The 16,383-nt window shown below is 64.8% G+C and carries 14 protein-coding genes; 9 read left to right on the top strand and 5 right to left on the bottom strand.

What is annotated here, in order from left to right:
- The first annotated feature begins 75 nt into the window (after positions 1-75).
- The 7 genes from ACSC1P_RS21080 to ACSC1P_RS21110 all read left to right on the top strand — a co-directional run bounded on the left by ACSC1P_RS21080 (position 76) and on the right by ACSC1P_RS21110 (position 7,831).
- Positions 76-1,035 (top strand): polysaccharide deacetylase family protein, encoded by a 960-nt coding sequence (locus ACSC1P_RS21080; protein ID WP_435362189.1) that lies wholly within the window; start codon positions 76-78, stop codon positions 1,033-1,035.
- Entirely contained in the window at positions 1,028-1,807 is a 780-nt protein-coding gene (locus tag ACSC1P_RS21085; protein WP_435362190.1) for a formyltransferase family protein, read from the top strand. Before ACSC1P_RS21080 ends, ACSC1P_RS21085 begins: the two co-directional genes overlap by 8 nt.
- 135 nt (positions 1,808-1,942) lie before the next feature.
- On the top strand, positions 1,943-2,107 hold the full coding sequence (locus tag ACSC1P_RS21090) for a hypothetical protein (protein ID WP_435362191.1): 165 nt from the start codon (positions 1,943-1,945) through the stop codon (positions 2,105-2,107).
- Positions 2,104-4,194: a bacterio-opsin activator domain-containing protein gene (locus ACSC1P_RS21095; RefSeq protein WP_435362192.1), complete on the top strand. Its 2,091-nt coding sequence runs from the start codon at positions 2,104-2,106 to the stop codon at positions 4,192-4,194. Before ACSC1P_RS21090 ends, ACSC1P_RS21095 begins: the two co-directional genes overlap by 4 nt.
- Positions 4,185-4,952 (top strand): helix-turn-helix domain-containing protein, encoded by a 768-nt coding sequence (locus ACSC1P_RS21100; RefSeq protein WP_435362193.1) that lies wholly within the window; start codon positions 4,185-4,187, stop codon positions 4,950-4,952. The genes ACSC1P_RS21095 and ACSC1P_RS21100 overlap by 10 nt, the downstream gene beginning before the upstream one ends.
- Positions 4,953-5,067: 115 nt before the next feature.
- Positions 5,068-6,072 (top strand): glycosyltransferase family 2 protein, encoded by a 1,005-nt coding sequence (locus ACSC1P_RS21105; RefSeq protein WP_435362194.1) that lies wholly within the window; start codon positions 5,068-5,070, stop codon positions 6,070-6,072.
- The gene (locus tag ACSC1P_RS21110; RefSeq protein ID WP_435362195.1) at positions 6,065-7,831 is read left to right on the top strand and encodes an asparagine synthase-related protein; all 1,767 of its coding nucleotides are present in this window, start codon (positions 6,065-6,067) and stop codon (positions 7,829-7,831) included. The genes ACSC1P_RS21105 and ACSC1P_RS21110 overlap by 8 nt, the downstream gene beginning before the upstream one ends.
- A gap of 150 nt (positions 7,832-7,981) precedes the next feature.
- Here the strand turns inward: ACSC1P_RS21110 and ACSC1P_RS21115 are convergent, their stop codons facing one another.
- The 5 genes from ACSC1P_RS21115 to ACSC1P_RS21135 form a co-directional block, all read right to left on the bottom strand.
- Complete coding sequence (locus ACSC1P_RS21115; RefSeq protein ID WP_435362196.1) at positions 7,982-9,961, bottom strand: outer membrane protein assembly factor BamB family protein; 1,980 nt, start codon at positions 9,959-9,961, stop codon at positions 7,982-7,984.
- Between the two features lie 348 nt (positions 9,962-10,309).
- Entirely contained in the window at positions 10,310-11,224 is a 915-nt protein-coding gene (locus ACSC1P_RS21120) for a glycosyltransferase family 4 protein (RefSeq protein ID WP_435362197.1), read from the bottom strand.
- Positions 11,225-11,234: 10 nt separating this feature from the next.
- Entirely contained in the window at positions 11,235-12,305 is a 1,071-nt protein-coding gene (locus ACSC1P_RS21125) for a DUF354 domain-containing protein (protein ID WP_435362198.1), read from the bottom strand.
- A complete protein-coding gene (locus tag ACSC1P_RS21130; RefSeq protein ID WP_435362199.1) occupies positions 12,302-13,342 on the bottom strand; it encodes a glycosyltransferase family 2 protein in 1,041 nt (346 codons plus the stop codon). Before ACSC1P_RS21130 ends, ACSC1P_RS21125 begins: the two co-directional genes overlap by 4 nt.
- On the bottom strand, positions 13,342-13,812 hold the full coding sequence (locus ACSC1P_RS21135; RefSeq protein ID WP_435362200.1) for a hypothetical protein: 471 nt from the start codon (positions 13,810-13,812) through the stop codon (positions 13,342-13,344). Before ACSC1P_RS21135 ends, ACSC1P_RS21130 begins: the two co-directional genes overlap by 1 nt.
- 333 nt (positions 13,813-14,145) lie before the next feature.
- Here ACSC1P_RS21135 and ACSC1P_RS21140 point away from each other — a divergent pair, with 333 nt between their 5' ends.
- Together ACSC1P_RS21140 and ACSC1P_RS21145 are read left to right on the top strand one after the other, a co-directional pair.
- Positions 14,146-15,468 carry a nucleotide sugar dehydrogenase gene (locus tag ACSC1P_RS21140; RefSeq protein ID WP_435362201.1) on the top strand — a complete coding sequence of 441 codons (1,323 nt, stop codon included), beginning with the start codon at positions 14,146-14,148 and terminating at the stop codon, positions 15,466-15,468.
- Between the two features lie 297 nt (positions 15,469-15,765).
- The gene (locus ACSC1P_RS21145; protein WP_435362202.1) at positions 15,766-16,362 is read left to right on the top strand and encodes a DUF7344 domain-containing protein; all 597 of its coding nucleotides are present in this window, start codon (positions 15,766-15,768) and stop codon (positions 16,360-16,362) included.
- Positions 16,363-16,383 lie beyond the last annotated feature (21 nt).

Raw genomic sequence — 16,383 nt, forward strand, 5'->3', positions numbered from 1 at the left:
TAGATAACGAAAGCCCCGGACTACGTAGAACCGAGTGATGAATCACACGAACGGCCTGCTTCGGAGGCGATGTCGATGAGCATCGTCACCCTGAGCCTGGAGATCGAACTCGGCTGGGGCGTCCACGACATCGACGAGTACGAGCGCGTGAGCGACCGTCGAGAACAGGAGACGCGGTACCTCCAGCGACTCCTCCAGCACTGCGACGACGTCGACGTGCCGTTCAGCTTCGACGTGGTGGGCCACCTGTTCCACGCAGCGTGCAGTGGCGACCACTACAGTCCACACCGTGACGGCTGGTTCGACGAAGACCCCGGCACCGACTGGCAGACTGACCCGCTGTTCTACGCGCCAGACATCGTCTCCTCCATCAAGGAGACGGACGTGGACCACGAGATCTGCACCCACTCGTACTCGCACGTCTCGTGTGACGAGGCGAGCGACGAGGCCATCCACTGGGACCTAGAACGCGCGCAGACGGTCCACGAGCACGTCCTCGGTGAGCAGACCAAATCGTTCGTCCCGCCGAAGCACGAACAGCCGCCGAATCACGTCCTGCGCGACGCGGGCATCGAAATCATCCGGATGCACCGCGACGAGAAGCTCTCGCCGCCTCGGAAGTTCAAGCGCCTGATGTTCGGGCCGCACCCGACGTTCGAGCCAGCCATCGAGGTGAAAGACGACGTGGTGTACACCTATTGTACCGAGTACCCGTCGCTGACCTCGGCGCTGCTCCCGTCGGGTCGGCGCGAGACGCACCCGGCGTTCCGCTACCTCCCGCTCGACGAGGACAAGCGCAAGCAGTTGCACACCCGGTACCTGCGTCGTGCCGCCGAGTTGGCGGTCGAAGAGGACACGCCGGTCCACCTGTGGGCGCACCTGTACGACCTCTCGAACGAAGCCCAGTTCCAGGCGATTCGCGACTTCCTCACGGAACTGTCCACGCTCGAAAACCAGACCGACCTCGAAGTGCTGACGATGGCAGAGCTGAACGACCGCGTGCGGGCCGAACGCGAGGTGCAGTCGTATGTCTGAGGGGCCGACAGTCGGCGTGTTGCTCAACGGCGAGACGCTCCCGCGCTGGATGGCGCACGCCATTCAGAAGGTAGAATCGCGCACGGACGCGACCGTGACCCAACTCGTCATCGACGACAGCACCGCAGAGCGAAGTCCCGTCGACACGGTGAAGCGATTGAAGGAACTGCGCGAGTGGGCACCCTTCGCGGCGGCCATCTCGCTCAAGAACACGCCGGAGTACGCCCAGCAGGTGTCCATCGACGACGTGCCCGCGCTCGCGGACGCGGAACGACTCTACTGCGAACCGGTCGACACACCCGGCTTCGGGCAGGAACTCCCCGACGAGGGCGTCGAAGCACTCGAACCGACAGACGTGGCGGTCCGCTTCGGCTTCGGCATCCTCGTCGGCGACGCGCTGACCGCGCCGACCTACGGGGTCCTGAGCTACCACCACGGCAACCTCGAAGAGTACCGCGGCCAGCCCGCAGGGTTCTGGGAGTTCGTCCACGGCGAGGACACGGCCGGCATGACCGTCCAGCGCATCAGCGACGAACTCGACGCCGGAGAAATCTACGCCTACGACGAGGTTCGCATCGACGACGCGAAGACGTGGGGCGAAGTCCGGCGTCGACTGTACACCGAGTCCCAGCGACTGCTCCCCGAAGCCGTCGACTCCATAATCGGCGGCGAGGAGCCGCGTCGCCCCGACGAACTGGGTGACCTGTACACGCTGCCACAGGGGAAGCCCGTCGTTACCTACGCCACGAAGACCGCAAAAGGTCTGTTATAGTCACGGTTCGATCGCGTTTCGTCACGGCTCCCCTACGACCACCGGAGACCGACCGTTTCGTCCGGTTACCCACACTGTAAGCTATCCTAATGCGCCGGATAATAACGGCGTGATACGTCCAAGCACGAAACAGCAATGGTAGCGTACACTCCCGGTCGTGTCCCCGCGTCGACCGGCCGCTCGGCCGACCAGCACGCCGCGGCGGTGCGGTCCGCCTCGAACACCACGGGCGAGGCGAGTGCCCCGACGGCGCGAATCGCCACGGCGCAGGTGGCTCCTGCGGGAGGTGCGGACAGATGAGTCGCCGAGAGCCGAGTCGCCGAGAATCGCGGACTCACGTCAGGTCGACGTCCCCACGACTGCTCCTCGTCGGCGACGAGGGCCGACTCACGAGACCGGTCGAGACGCTCGATTCCGCGCTCTCTGACCCGACGGTCCTGACACACTCGGTCGTCGCCGACGCCGACTGGTCGTCGCTCCCGTTCGACGTCGACTGCGCTATCGTCGACGCCCACGCCGGGGGCGACCGCACCGCGATGGTCATCGAGAGCCTGCGCGGGGCACTGGGCGAGACGCCGTTGTTCGTCGTCGTGGACGACGCAGCCAGCCTCACGGTCGACGACGCGCTGGCTGCCGGCGCGACGGACGTGGTCTGGCACGGTGTGACCGGAAACGACGTGTTCGCCGGTCGAATCGAGCGAGCCATCGACGACGCACAGGCCAGCTTCGGCCCAGCGCGCGACGAGTCGCTCGGGGCGCTCGACCCGGACAGCGTCGCCGGGCGGGTACTCGCGGGCGAGACACCGGTCGACGTGAGCCGCCGACTGGTCGACGCCGGGCGTGACCTGTTCGACGACGCGACCGTCGACGTCTACCTCCACGACCCCGGCGTCGGCGCACTCCAGTTGACCGCGTACACGGGCGGCGAGCGCGACGACCCTGCACCCGCCTTCCCGCTCGACGGTGAATCGGACGCGGCCCGGGCGTTCACGACCGAGAAGACGCTCATCTGCGACCCGGACGAGACGGCCGACGAGCGGGCCGTCGTCGCACCCATCGAAGACTGCGGCGTCGTCGTGATTCGTGGGTCGTCCTCGACCCTCGACACCCGCGGCGTCGAGATGGCCAGACTGCTCGCGTCGGTCGGTGAACTCGCCCTGTTCGGCGAGGGTGACGCCACGTCGACGACGACGCAGCGACGGCGCGAAGGTCAGCGTCGCGAATTCCTGTTCGACCTCGCCGACCAGACGCGAGCCATCGAGGACGAACTCGTGCAAGCCGAGTCCGCGGAAGCCATCGAACAAGTCCTCTGTGAACGAATCGCGGGAGTCGACGGCGTCAACCTGGCGTGGATCGGCCGCGTCGACGCGGTCAACGACAGCGTGACCCCCCGGTCGTGGGCGGGCGACGGCGACTACCTCGCAGAGACGACGGTCGACATCGACGGTGACGAACCGACCGCTCGCGCCGCGAACCACGGCGAGGCAGTCGAAGTTTCGCACATCCCACCGGAGAAACACGGCGACGGCTGGCAGTCGGTCGCCGCCCGCTGTAACCACCAGAGCATCGTGAGCGTCCCGGTCGCCTTCGACGGCATGCAACACGGCGTCCTCTCGGTGTACGCCGACGAAATCGGCGCGTTCCAGGGCGCGGTCGGTACCGTCGTCCGGGAACTGGCGACCACGGCGGCGTACGCCATCGACGCGGCGAACGTCCGCAAAGAAGCGCTGACTGCGGCCAGACTGGAGTTCGACTGTCAGGTGACGACACCGCGGACGTTCCTGCCGACGCTGGCGCGCCGCCTCGATACGTCGGTCGTCGTCGAGGAGACACTCGACGGCGCGGCAGGCACGAGCGCGTTCGTCCGCGTCCCGATGGGCACCGTCGAGGTGGCCGAAGGGCTGGCACGTATCGACCCCGACGTGGCCGACTTCCACGTCGTCGACCGCGAGGCCGGGCGATTCCACGTCGTCACCGCCGACCCCATCTTACAGACGGTCACGAAGTTCGACGGGGAGGTCCTGTCGATTAGCCCGCGTGACGATGGCGTCCACCTCGCCGTGGACGTGCCCGTGCAGACGGACGGCGACGAGTTCGTCCGCGGCTGTTCGACCGGCAGTGACGGCGTCGAACTCGTCGCCCGTCGCCAGTCGACGCACCGACTCCGCACACAGGACGGCGTGCTGGCCGACCTCCGGCGCAAACTCACCGACCGAGAGTACGAACTGCTTCGAACCGCCTACGGCGCAGGATACTTCGACTGGCCGCGCAGATACAGTGCGAGTGAAGTCGCAGCCCTCGTCGACGCGGACGGCGTGAAGACGAACAAACTGCTTCGTTCGGCTGAACAGGCGCTGCTCGAAACCGTGTTCGACCGATGGCAATGAGTACGAACGACCCGAACGACGAGGAGAACGGCGACTGGGGCGATTCCGTCCTGATAGACATCTCCGAGGCGGACCGCGAAGAGATTCCGCGACTCGTCCAGGAAGAGGGCGCGCCGCTGGTCGCGGAGATACATCTGGTCCACCCCGACATGCTGTTGGCGCAGACGGTGGCGACCGTCCCCAACGTCACCATCCGGCCGGAGTACCAGACCGTGGTCGCCCCCGACTCACAGACGCTCTTTTTCACCGTCACCGGTGGGCCGATGGACGAGTTCGAACGCGCGCTCGTCGAGGACCACACCGTCGACGACCCGGCCCTCGTCGGTGACGAAGACGGCTACCGGGTGTACCGAGTGTCGGTCAAACCGGACACGGTGACCGTGACGCCGAAGACCGCCGAACTCGACATCCGGATGCTCGACACGCGCAGCAGCGACGGTGGCTGGATCGTCCGCCTACAGATTCCCTCGCGGGACTCGCTGATGGCGTTTCGTGACTTCTGTCGCGAGAGCGGCATCCGATTCCACATCCGACGGCTGTACACCAACGGCTCCGAGCAGGAAGCGTTCCTCGGCATGACCGAGACCCAACTCGCGACGCTTCGGACCGCGTTCGACGCGGGCTACTTCGACGTGCCGCGACGAATCTCGCAGAACGAACTCGCTGAAATGCTCGGTATCTCGACCTCTGGGCTGTCCCAGCGACTCCGAAACGCACTCAGTCAACTCATCGACCGAACCATCATCGATGGCGAGTGATGCGAGTCCTAAGCCCTCGTTTAGACCGTTCTAGGACCGTCCCATCGACCGATTTCTCCGTCCCACGCACTTAACTGACCGATAACGATAACCCCGGAAATCGAAGCGATAGCAAATGCCGAAAGTCAGCGTCGTCATCCCGACCTACAATCGCGCCGACTCGGTCACGAGAGCCATCGACAGTGTGCTCACACAGACCGTCGACGACGTCGAGTGCATCGTCGTCGACGACGCCTCGACCGACGACACGCAGGCCGTCCTCGAACAATACGAGGACGAGCAACGCGTCCGGACGCTTCTCCACGAAGTGAACCAGGGCGGAAACGCCGCCCGGAACACCGGACTGGACGCGGCCGAGGGGGAGTACGTCGCGCTCCTCGACTCCGACGACGAGTGGAAACCGCGAAAGCTAGAACGACAACTCGAACGACTAGAGAACGAAGACGAGGACTGGGTCGCCGCCTACTGCGACTGGGAGTACCAACTCGGCGACGCGAGCGGGAGCGTCAAGCGCCGCATCGCCGACCTACTCGCCACCCTCGACGACGGTGACTACCCGACCGAAGGCGGGAAAGAGGTGCTCGTAGAGGAGATTCTGGCCGACCGACTCCACACCGGGGCCGGGTCGACGCTCATCGTGAAGACGGACGTCGCCCGTGAGGTCGACGGCTTCGACGAGGAGCTCGACCGGTTCCAGGACACCGAGTTCGCACTGCGGGTCGTCATGGCTGGCAAGCTCGCACACGTCCGCGAGCCGCTGATGATTCGTCACGACACCGGCAGCCCCTCTGCAGACACGTACAAGGAAGCGAACGAACACCTGCTGTCGAAGTACGGCGAGACGGTCGAACGACTCGAAGCCGAGGGCGCAGACATCCGTGGCCAACGCCGGCTCTTCGTGACGAAGCACTACCTCTCGGAAGGACGGCCGGTACAGAGCCTGACCCATCTCGCGACGGCCACCTTCGGCCCGCGAGACTTCCCCGGCCTCCTCGCTGCGGCGGCACGCGGTGCCAGTCAGCGAAAGCGCGGGACGGCAGTCACGCTCGGTGCACTGGCACTCGGAACTGTCGTCCTCGCGTACACCGTGACCCGTGGGAGGGGGGAGAACCGTGCGTGACCCGCACGAGGGCGTGACGGCGATGAGTGAGCTAGCGACGCTGACGACACGAGACCGCTCCATGAACAAGGAACTGTTCGGTATCTACGGCGAGCGAGACGAGTTCGAAGCACAGACGACAGGGCGACGGTTCGACGCCGTCGTCGAAGGTGACGCCGTGACGGTCGGTATCCGCGACCCGGCGCTGGGCATGCCCAACCGGAGCGCGGTCGCCGACGACGACCGGGGCTGCTGTGTCATCTGGGGTGAAGTGTTCACCCCCGCAGAGCGTGGCACCGACGCCGCAAGTTGGCTACTCGACGCCTTCGGCGAACGTGGCACCGACGCACTGGCCGACCTGAACGGGTCGTTCCTCGCGATCGTCGAACGCGACGGCGCGGCCATCGTCGCCACCGACCCGATCCGGTCGTGGGAGTGTTACTACACCGACGACCCCGGCTACCGCGTGTTCGGGACCGACGCGGCGACCGTCTCTCGAACCGTCGCCAACCCGACCGTCGACGAGCAGGCGGTCCGGGAGTTCCTCCACCTCGGCGTCACGCTGGGTGAGAAAGCCGCGTTCGAACAGGTACATCGCGCACCCCTCGACAGCTACGTCACCCGAAACGACGTGGTGGAACTGCGCCGCTTCGTCCACGAGAAGAAGGAGTTCGACTACGTCCAAGAACTCGCGGACCGCCTCGAACGCGCGTTAGAGCGGCGGTCGCACTACCCCGGCCGCAAGGGTGTGTTACTCTCTGCCGGGTACGACTCCCGTGTGCTGCTCTCGGCTATCGACGACATCGAGGCCGCCTACACGGTCGGTCGGTCGACCGCACAGGAGACACAGGGTGCCGCCGACGTCGCCGAACAGTACGGGGCCGAACACGTCGTGTTCGAACCGTCCGAACGGTACCTCGCCGCGTACGAGAACAAGGTTCCGTACTCGCAGGGCATCAAGGAGTCGCTGCACATCCACCACGCCGGCTACGAAGACGGCATCGAGGTCGACACGATGTACCACGGGCTGCTGTGTGACACCTTCATCCGTGGCCACTTCCTCCAGCGAGACACTGTCGACGTGTTCGGAAAACCGTTCCCGCTCCCGCGACTCGAATCCGACCCGGACCCCGTCGAGAGCCTGCTCGGTAAGTTCGGCTACGACCGCGACGCGAGCACCGCGCTGGTCGAACAGACCGGCCTCTGGAGCGACGACCCACACGCGTTCGTCCAGGACGCCGTCGCCACCGAAGTCGAGAAGGCGAAATCACGCGCCGACGACATCCAGAACGTGATGGCCGTCGCCGGCATCAGCAACCAGCCGTCGATTCCCTTCCGGCGACACCTGTTCGACAACTACCTCGAATCGTTCTTCGTCGCGGACACCGAGCTCATCGACTGGCACCTCACCGCGCCGCCGAAGTACCGCAACACGCAGACGTTCCTCGACGCGCTCCGGCGCATCGACTCGAACATCCTCGACAACCGCCCGCCGGACCGGCCGACCGACTCGTTCATCCGGAACGAGATGGAGCGGTTCATCCGTCGCAAGACGCCGCTGCTCGAATCGTTCGAACCCGCGTGGCCCGACCGCCGGGAAATCTTCGAGCGCTACGACTTAGACCAGCAGCTGTTCCCCAACCACCGTCACCTGCACGACCTGCCGGTGCGACACAAACTGCGGATGAACGACTTCCGCCAGTGGACGGACCTGGCGATGGAAGACGCCGACGAGCAATCGCACACGTGGCTGCTCGACCCGCAGGCTGGGCGAGTATAGTCCTCTCCGAGTAATTCTGATTCTCTCGGTCGTACCGCCTCCCGACCGTGCTCTTTGTTCGTTCTCTGAGCGAACTGTTCTCGGCGGAGTCACCAGTCCGATTGCTCGAAAAAGTCGTCGTGTCGAGTGACTGCCGGCGAAGTGGGTTCGTTACCGCGCTTCGACGTCGACGGTCGTCCACTCCGTCTCGCTCGGAATCGAGCGGTCACCCTCGCGGAAGATTTCCAAGTCCACGTCTTTCGTCCCGGAAGAGCCGAACGTGACCGTGACTTCCTGCCCGGTGCGGTCGACCCCGTCACCACAGGCGAACCGCCACTCGAACGTCGTCCCGTCTTCGGGTTCGCCGGTCGCGTCGGCCACGAACGTTACCGGCTCGTCGGCCGTCGGGGTCTGTGGCTCGTACTCGATGCTGTAATTGGCACCGGGACCACAGGCCTCTCGCGTGTCGAGCGTCGTGACCGTCTCGGTCGTCTGGCCGTAGCGGTCCATGGCGACGACGCGAATCTCGTGTTCGCCTTCAGTGAGCGCGAGTGAGAGGTCGGTCGGTCGGGTGGCGGATGGGTAGGAGTAGTCGCCGGGGCGACCAACCCAACCCGCCGCGTCGATAGTTCCGTCGTCGCCCGCGTCGAGCAAGTAGAGGAACTGGTCTCGGTAGCCGTCGGGGTGGTCGCCGTCGAACGTCACCGTCACAGGCACGTCGATTGACCCTTCCCACGACGTACAGCCGACGTCGGGGGCGGGCACGAGTGACGGCTCTGCGGGTGGTTCGGCCGGTGATTCGTCGGTGGCCTCGACCGCGACGAGTGCGGGCGTTCCCTCGTCGTTGACGGGGTCCGAGGCGGCGTCGTAGGGGAAGATGGGGAGTTCACTGACGCTCTGGTACAGCACGCGCCCGTTGACCACGGTCGGTGCGCCACCGGAAGGGAGGTAGTCTTCGCTCCAGCTAGCGTGGACGACCTCGCCGGTCTCTGCGTCGAAGACGAGCACGCCGACTGTCGCCGCGAACACGCCCGTGACGTACACTTCGCCATCGACCACGGTCGGTGAGCCGGCGAGGTCACCGCCTCGGTTCGGTGCGAACTGGTCGTATCGCCACTGCTCCTCGCCGGTCTCCGCGTCGAGTGCGACGAGGACTGGCCGCTCGATGTCGGTCGCGAGTTCGTTGACCAGCACGTAGACGATGCCGTTCCAGACGGCTGGCGTGTAGTTCGGGATACTGAGGACGTCTGGTGGTTGCTGCTCGTTGCCCTTCTCTCCCCACAATTTCGTGCCGGTCCGGGCCTCGTAGGCGAAGGTTCCGAAGAAGCTGTGCGTGTACACGCGGCCGTCGACGGCGGTCGAGTCGCTGAACTGGCCAGCTTCGCCGGTCCAGAGCTTCGCCCCGGTCACGGCGTCCCGGGCGTCCTCGCTCACAACGACGACGCCGTCGGTGTAGGCGGGCACCGTGCGGAACTCGTACGTCTCCGCCGACCAGTGGGCCTCGCCTGTCACTGCGTCGAGCGCGAACGCCGCGAACACCCCGTCTTCGTCGAACGACCCGGGTTCTTTCATCGCGACGACGAACACGGTCGCGGTGTCGAGTGTCCGTCCGGTTTCGACGCCCTCAATGCCTGCGGGGACGACCGTCGGTGAGGCGACGCTCCCGTGGTCGAACTGCCACAGGGTCTCCTGCGTGTCGGTATCGATAGCCAGCACCCCGACCTTCGTCGTGACGAAGAGGACGCCGTCGTGGGCGGCGACCGTCCCCTTCGTCTCGCCGGGGAGTGACTTCGTCCACTGCGTCGTTCCGTCGTCGAAATCGAGCGCCAACAGCGTCCCGTCGTACGTGGTCACGTACACCGTGTCGTCGACGACGACCGGCTGCGCCTCCGAGGCCGAGATGGACGCGTCGTACTCGTACGCCCAGGCTTCCTGCTGGTATCGACCGTCGAAACCGTTCGTGTCGGCACCGAAACCGGTGTTTCCGTAATCGGCAGCGAACTGCGGCCAGCCCGCCCCGCTCGCAGCCGGTGCCGAACGCGAACCGGACCCGACGCTGGCGAATGCATCGGCCGTGAGGGCTGTGCCGCCGACGGCGGCGGTGGTCGTCAGGAATCGTCTCCGGGTCAGGCGAGGGGAATCGTCACCCATAGTAGTCACGTTCGAACCCCAACATATCACATATTATTGTGGTAAGCCAGACTATTTCGAGGCTAAGGCGCGTATCGACACGCAAAGGAATAACCCCTCCCCACTCATCCCACTGGCCGAGGTCACAGAGTCGGGCAGCGTCGCTGACTCACCCACACCATCGGGTGTCGATTCGGTGATAGAAAAATTGGGACAGGGTTCAGGACCGTCGACGACGCTTCGCGCGCCCACGCACGGTCACTACTCATTTGGCAGGACCAGACCCAGCAGGGCACGACGAGAGTCACCGGACCACTCACGGCTGATGACGAGCGATACCGAGAGAACCAGCGACCGCCCGCACCCGACTCACGCCACGACCGACTCGTACACCGAGACGAGTCGGTCGCCCATCTCGTCGTGGCTCACGAGTTCGTCCGAGTTGCGACCGTTCGACCGACGGTCTGAGTCGACGACCTGGTCGATGCCGGCCGCGAGTTCCGCGTCGGCGTCGGAGATGTAGCAGTTGTCCACATCGTCGAGAACCTGTGAGACGAAGCCCACGTCAGTGGAGACGACGGGGAGGTTGCAGGCGGCGGCCTCTTTCACGGTCATCGGGCCACTCTCGCGCTTCGACGTGAGCAACAGCAGGTCGCTCGCGTTCATGTAGTAGGGCATGTCGGCATAGTCGACCCCGTGGAGCGGTTTGAGCGTCAGGTCGGATTCGGCCTGCGCGACGAGGCGCTCCGCGCGGTCGAAGTCCTTCTCGGCGCGGTCCGTGTCGTAGGGGAACAGCGCGATTCGCTCGTCGGGGTCCCAGCCGATGTGCTCACGCGCCTCGGTGCGGTCGATGGGACGGAACATGTCCGTATCGACGCCGAAGGGGATGTGGGTGTAGTTCGTCGGGATGGCGTCGGCCATCGCGTGACTCGGGAGGACGACCTCGTCGGCCATGCGCGCGCTGAACTGACTGAGTTTGCGTAGCCAGGTCATCTCGCTCATCAGGTCGGTTCCCCAGAACGTGACGACGATGGGGCGGTGAGGTTGACAGACGGCGTACGGGCCGACGAGGCCGTAGTTCGCGTGAATCACGTCGTAGTCGTCGAGCGACGACTTCAGTACCCGGGGCGCGAACCGAAGGTAGTCTTCGACCGTCCGCGGGTCGTCCGCCGAGTAGCTCCCGGGGACCGCGATGGTCGTACACTCGATCCCGCGGTCTTCGAGCGTCTCGACTTGCGTCTCGAAGAACGTCCGAGTGGACGTGATGAGGTTGAGAACCTTCATGGGCGACCCCTCAGACGTGTGCGCCGACCGCCTTCTGGTCGGGTTTGTCCGTCTTCGACCAGCCGTCGACCACTTCGTCTAAGATGACGTTCGTCACGTCGACCTTCTCCGAGAGGAGGTGCTGGCGGCGGCGATTGTAGCGCGCTGGATCGTGATTCTCCAGCACGAACTCCGCCTTGCGAAGCGCCTCCTCGTGGCGGTTCGGCCCGTCGAAGTTGTACAGCAGCCCGTACTCGTCTTCGAGTTCGCGGGTGTAGCCCATCGTCAAGGTGTTCACGTACACTGCGGGCGTGCCCATGACGGCCGCCTCGACTGCACTCGTCGCCCCTTCGCCGACGAACATGTCGGCGTAGTAGAGCAGGTCGTGCATCTTGTCGGGGTCGACCGTCATCCGGTGTTCTTCGAGGTCGTCCGGGAGCGGCTTCTCGGAGGTGAACACCATCTCCGCGCCGGCGTCTTCGATGCGCTCAAACACCTCGCGCACGTCGCTGAAGCCACCCTCGCCGATGTCGTGGGAGGCGCCCCAGCCGTTGAATCGGCCGACGACGAACGTGTCGTCGGGGTCCAGTCCGGCCTCGTCGAGCACGGACGGGTCCGGCTCGAAGCGGTCCGGGTGCAGGTACGCGAGTTCGTGGTAGCCGGGGTAGGTGAACTGCTTGTCGCCGTGGCGACCGTCGTAACAGTCCGGCGTGACGATGCGGTCGGCGAAGGGGTACGCGAGCGACGTGATGAGCTTCGCGTGTTCCGTGTCGTAGAACACGATGCTCTCCGCGCCGACGAGCTTCGCGACGTGCGAGATAGCGACGCCGCCGATGGCCATCATCACGTCCGGCTTGATCTTGCGGGCGCGCTTGAGCAGTTTGCCCTCGTAGACGGCCTGGACGAACGCGAGCGAGGTGAGCGAGTCGGACTCACCGGCCAGCAACTCGTAGTCGATGTCGTACGCTTCGAGCAGTTCGACGTTGACGCCCATCTCGCGAGCGAAGACGTGGACCTCGTGGCCGCTCTCTTTCAGTTCCTCGATGGCGTGCTTGAAGAAGTGCACGTGACCCGGATGCTGAATCGTGACGACGACCTTCATCGGTCGTCACCTCCGTTGGTCGCGTTCTCGTAGTGGTCGAGCGCCATCCCCACGAGGACGAAGAAGACGCCCTGTAGCGCGACGAGCAGCGAGGTGTCGTCGTCGTCCGAGAGCAGTTTTCGGATGACACCAGCGACGATGGCCACCACGCCGATGCCGTAGAACAGCGACAGCGGGTGGAAGTTCCGGGCGACGTAGCGCTCGTACAGTCGGCGGAAGAACCCGCGGAGCAGCGTCATCGAGGTCATCGGGACGAAACCGGTGAGCGAGATAGTACTCTCCTCGTCGCCGTACTTCGCCTCCATGGGGACGTCGACGACGCGCATCTCCTCGACGTTCAGCTGGACGAGCATGTCGTTCGTGTACTCGTGGTCGTTGCCGACCGCGTCGAGGTCGATAGCTTCGAGCGCGTCCAGCGAGATGGCGGTGTAGCCGTTCTGTGGGTCCATCACGTGCCAGTAGCCGCTGGCGACCTTCGTGAGGACCGAGAGCATCCAGTTGCCGACGAGGCGGAACGTCGGCATCTTCGCACGGTGTTCCGCGCGTGCGAGTCGGTTGCCCTTCGTGTAGTCGGCCTCGCCCTCGGCGATGGGTTCGACGAAACCGTCCATCAGGCCGGGGTCCATCTGGCCGTCGGCGTCGAGCGTCACCGTCACGTCCATCTCGTCTTCCATCGCGCGCTCGAAGCCGGTCTTGAGCGCACCGCCCGCGCCGCGGTTCACTTCGTGCTTGATGGGGACGATTCGTCCATCGGTCGGTGTCTCCACCCCGTCCAGGTCCGGGGAGGGAATCGTCGGATGGTCGGTGTCGTCAGCGGTCGGGTAGCCTTCGGAGGCCGTCCCACCGTCGGTGACGGTCTGCTCGTCCGCCTCCTCGTCCGCGACACGGAGAATTTCGTCCCAGGTACCGTCGCTCGACTGGTCGTCGATGGCGTACACTCTGTCCACGAACGCCGGGATATCCTGTAGCACGTCGGCCACGTGATTCTCCTCGTTGTACGCCGGGACGACCACGGCGACCGAACTATCCCCGTACATCAGAGCCCTCCGTAGGTGACGCTGATGCCACCACGCTGTGCGACTGCCGCCGGCTCGACCGAGCCGACGACGTCGACGAGGAGCTGTCCCTCCGTTTCCGAGGAGAGCAGGTCGTCGAGTCCGACGCCCTCGATAGCGCTCAGCGGCGCGAAGAGGACGATAGCGTCGTAACAATCCGTCGGTGCGTCGTCACCCGGCGCGAGCGTCTGCGCGGCCTCGTCGGTCGAGTACGCGGTCGCGTCGATACTACGTGCCTGCAGGTCCATCACGACCTGCAAGACGAGTTCGGGGGTGTTCGAACCGAGACCCTGTTCCATGCCGAGGATCAGCACGCGTGCGTCCTCTCGACGGCCCTGGCGCTCGAGCCCATCCGTGAGTAGTGTCACGAGGTGTTCGCTCGCCGCTTCGTCGAGCCGGGTCGTGGCGTTCGGGACGACCGAGCTTTCGCCGTTTCGTGAACCTGGTATCATCGTTTGCGTGCCTCCGGGTGGGGAGACTGGCCCAACCCTGGTCTGGCTTCGTTTGAACACCGGCACCATAGGCCCATTATTATAGATTGGATAAGTGAAAGACCGATTGTTTCAGCCGTTCCGAACGCGGCGGGACGGTGAGAATCGGCGTTACAGAAGGTGTAAGCGAAGCTATGGCGACGTATAATGAAAGGGGTGGGAACCAGTGTATTTCGTACGGATGCAACCGACAGCACGCCACACCACCCCCGCTCCGCGGCGGGTCACGTCGACGGAAAGACAGTACGCGCACGCGGGTACGACCGAACGAGATACCGCCGGAGGTGCGACGCGATGAGTCACGCGACCAGCGCCACCGACACGGACCTCGCGACCGAGGGAACCATCTGCGTCGTCGGGCTCGGCTACGTCGGGCTGCCGCTCGCACTCGCGTTCGCCGAGGAAGGTCGCGACGTCATCGGCTTCGACGTCTCCGCGGAGAAAGTCGAGCAGTTCCAGAACGGCGAAGACCCGACCGGCGACTTCGGCGCGGACAAGATCGCCGCGACCGAGGCGACGTTCACCGTCGACCCGACGGCCATCGGCGAGGCCGACGTGGTCATCATCGCGGTTCCGACCCCCGTCGACGGCCACGGGACGCCGAACCTCGACTACATCACGGGCGCGGGCGAGACGGTCGGCGAACACATGAGCCCGCGAACGACGGTCGTCCTCGAATCGACCGTCTACCCCGGGGTCACGCGCGAAGAACTCGTCCCCGCCATCGAGAAGGCCTCCGGCTTCACGCTCGGCGAGGAATTCGAAGTCGGCTACTCGCCGGAGCGCGTCTCGCCCGGCGACGCCGGTCGCGGCCTGCGCGACGTCCAGAAGATCGTCAGCGGCAACACCACGGCCGCCCGCGAACAGATCGCCGGGCTGTACGAGACGGTCGTCGACGCGGGCGTCTACTGCGCACCCGACATCAAGACCGCAGAGGCTGCCAAGGCAATCGAGAACGTCCAGCGTGACATTAACATCGCACTGGTCAACGAACTCGCCATCGCCAGCGAACACATGGGACTCGACGCACGCGAGGTCCTCAAGGCGGCGGGCACGAAGTGGAACTTCCACGACGAGTATCGCCCCGGCCTCGTCGGTGGCCACTGTATCCCGGTCGACCCGCACCTGTTCGCCTACGGTTCCGAGCAGGCCGGCTTCGTCCCCGAACTCGTCGAGCAAGCGCGCGACATCAACGAGTACGTCCCCAGCCACGTCGCCGAACTCGTCCGCAAGGCGATGAACGACACCGGTAACGTCCCGAAGGACAGCCGTGTGTTGCTCCTCGGCGTCGCCTACAAGGGTAACGTCGGCGATATTCGGACCTCGAAGGTCGACAAGATCATCGAGGACCTGCAGGGGTACGGCGTCGAAATCGTCGCACACGACCCCCACGCCGACGACGACGCGGTCCGAACGAACTTCGGCGTCGAGGTCCAGGAAGACGTCTCCTTCGAGGGCTACGACGGCGTTATCGTCGGGACGGGCCACGACGCGTTCGACGACATCGACGTCGCCGATCTGGGTGGTCTCAACGGTGATGGTTTCGTCGTGGACGTACCCGGGGTCTTCGACCAAGACACGTTGGGAGCAGCCGGTATCGCCTACCGCCGACTATAATCCACCCCCCTCTAGATGCCAAACCGATTTGGGAAGAAAAATTTGCCGCGCGTAAAAAGAAATAAAATGGTGTCCTTAGGGGCTGAAAACAGCGATAACGTCGGAACAGTCTGGTTTAGGAACACGAACGCTGTCGAAATCCCAAACATCGTTTAGAGCGCCCAGCGAAGCAATTTTTAGACTATAACCAGTCAGTTCCGATTGTTTGCAACAGTCTGAAACAGACAACATATCGGTTGTTTGGTGGGATGGCTTACCGGGTTTATTATCGCTGTCTCAAATGTATCGGATGAACCAATGAGCGCCACAGTAGACGAGGGGGAACGAACCACCGAGGTCCCCGAAGAGCTTCTCTCTGACGACGCGGACGACTTTACGAAGGACGATATGTTCCATCTGCTCCAGAACCGCCGCCGCCGTGACGTCCTCCGCTACCTCCAGGGCGTCGACGACCCCGTACGCATGCGCGACATCGCAGAACAGGTCGCCGCGTGGGAACACGACACCACGGTCCAGCGACTCACCTCCAAAGAACGCCAGCGCGTGTACATCGCTCTCTATCAGTCTCACTTGCCTGCGCTGGACGAACAGGGCGTCATCGACTACAACCAGGACCGTGGCATCGTCGAGCGCTGTGAGCTCGCCGACGAACTCGACCCGTACCTCGGCACGCCGTCGACCGACGACGAACACGAGGAAGTCGAGCTCGCAGAGACCACCCAGAACTGGACGCGTTACAACCTCGCAGCGACCGGCTTCGGTGTCGCACTACTCGCGGGCACCGAGTTCGGCATCACCGGTCTCTCGAGCAGTGTCGCGGCGCTCAGCGTCGTCGCACTGTTCGCGCTCCTCACGGGCACGATGGTCCTCGCAGGCCGCGAGACGGCCAACTGAGTCGAGACCACGAGACGTGAG

Source organism: Haloarchaeobius caseinilyticus, assembly GCF_051207395.1.
In the GTDB taxonomy this organism is placed as follows: Archaea; Halobacteriota; Halobacteria; order Halobacteriales; family Natrialbaceae; genus Haloarchaeobius.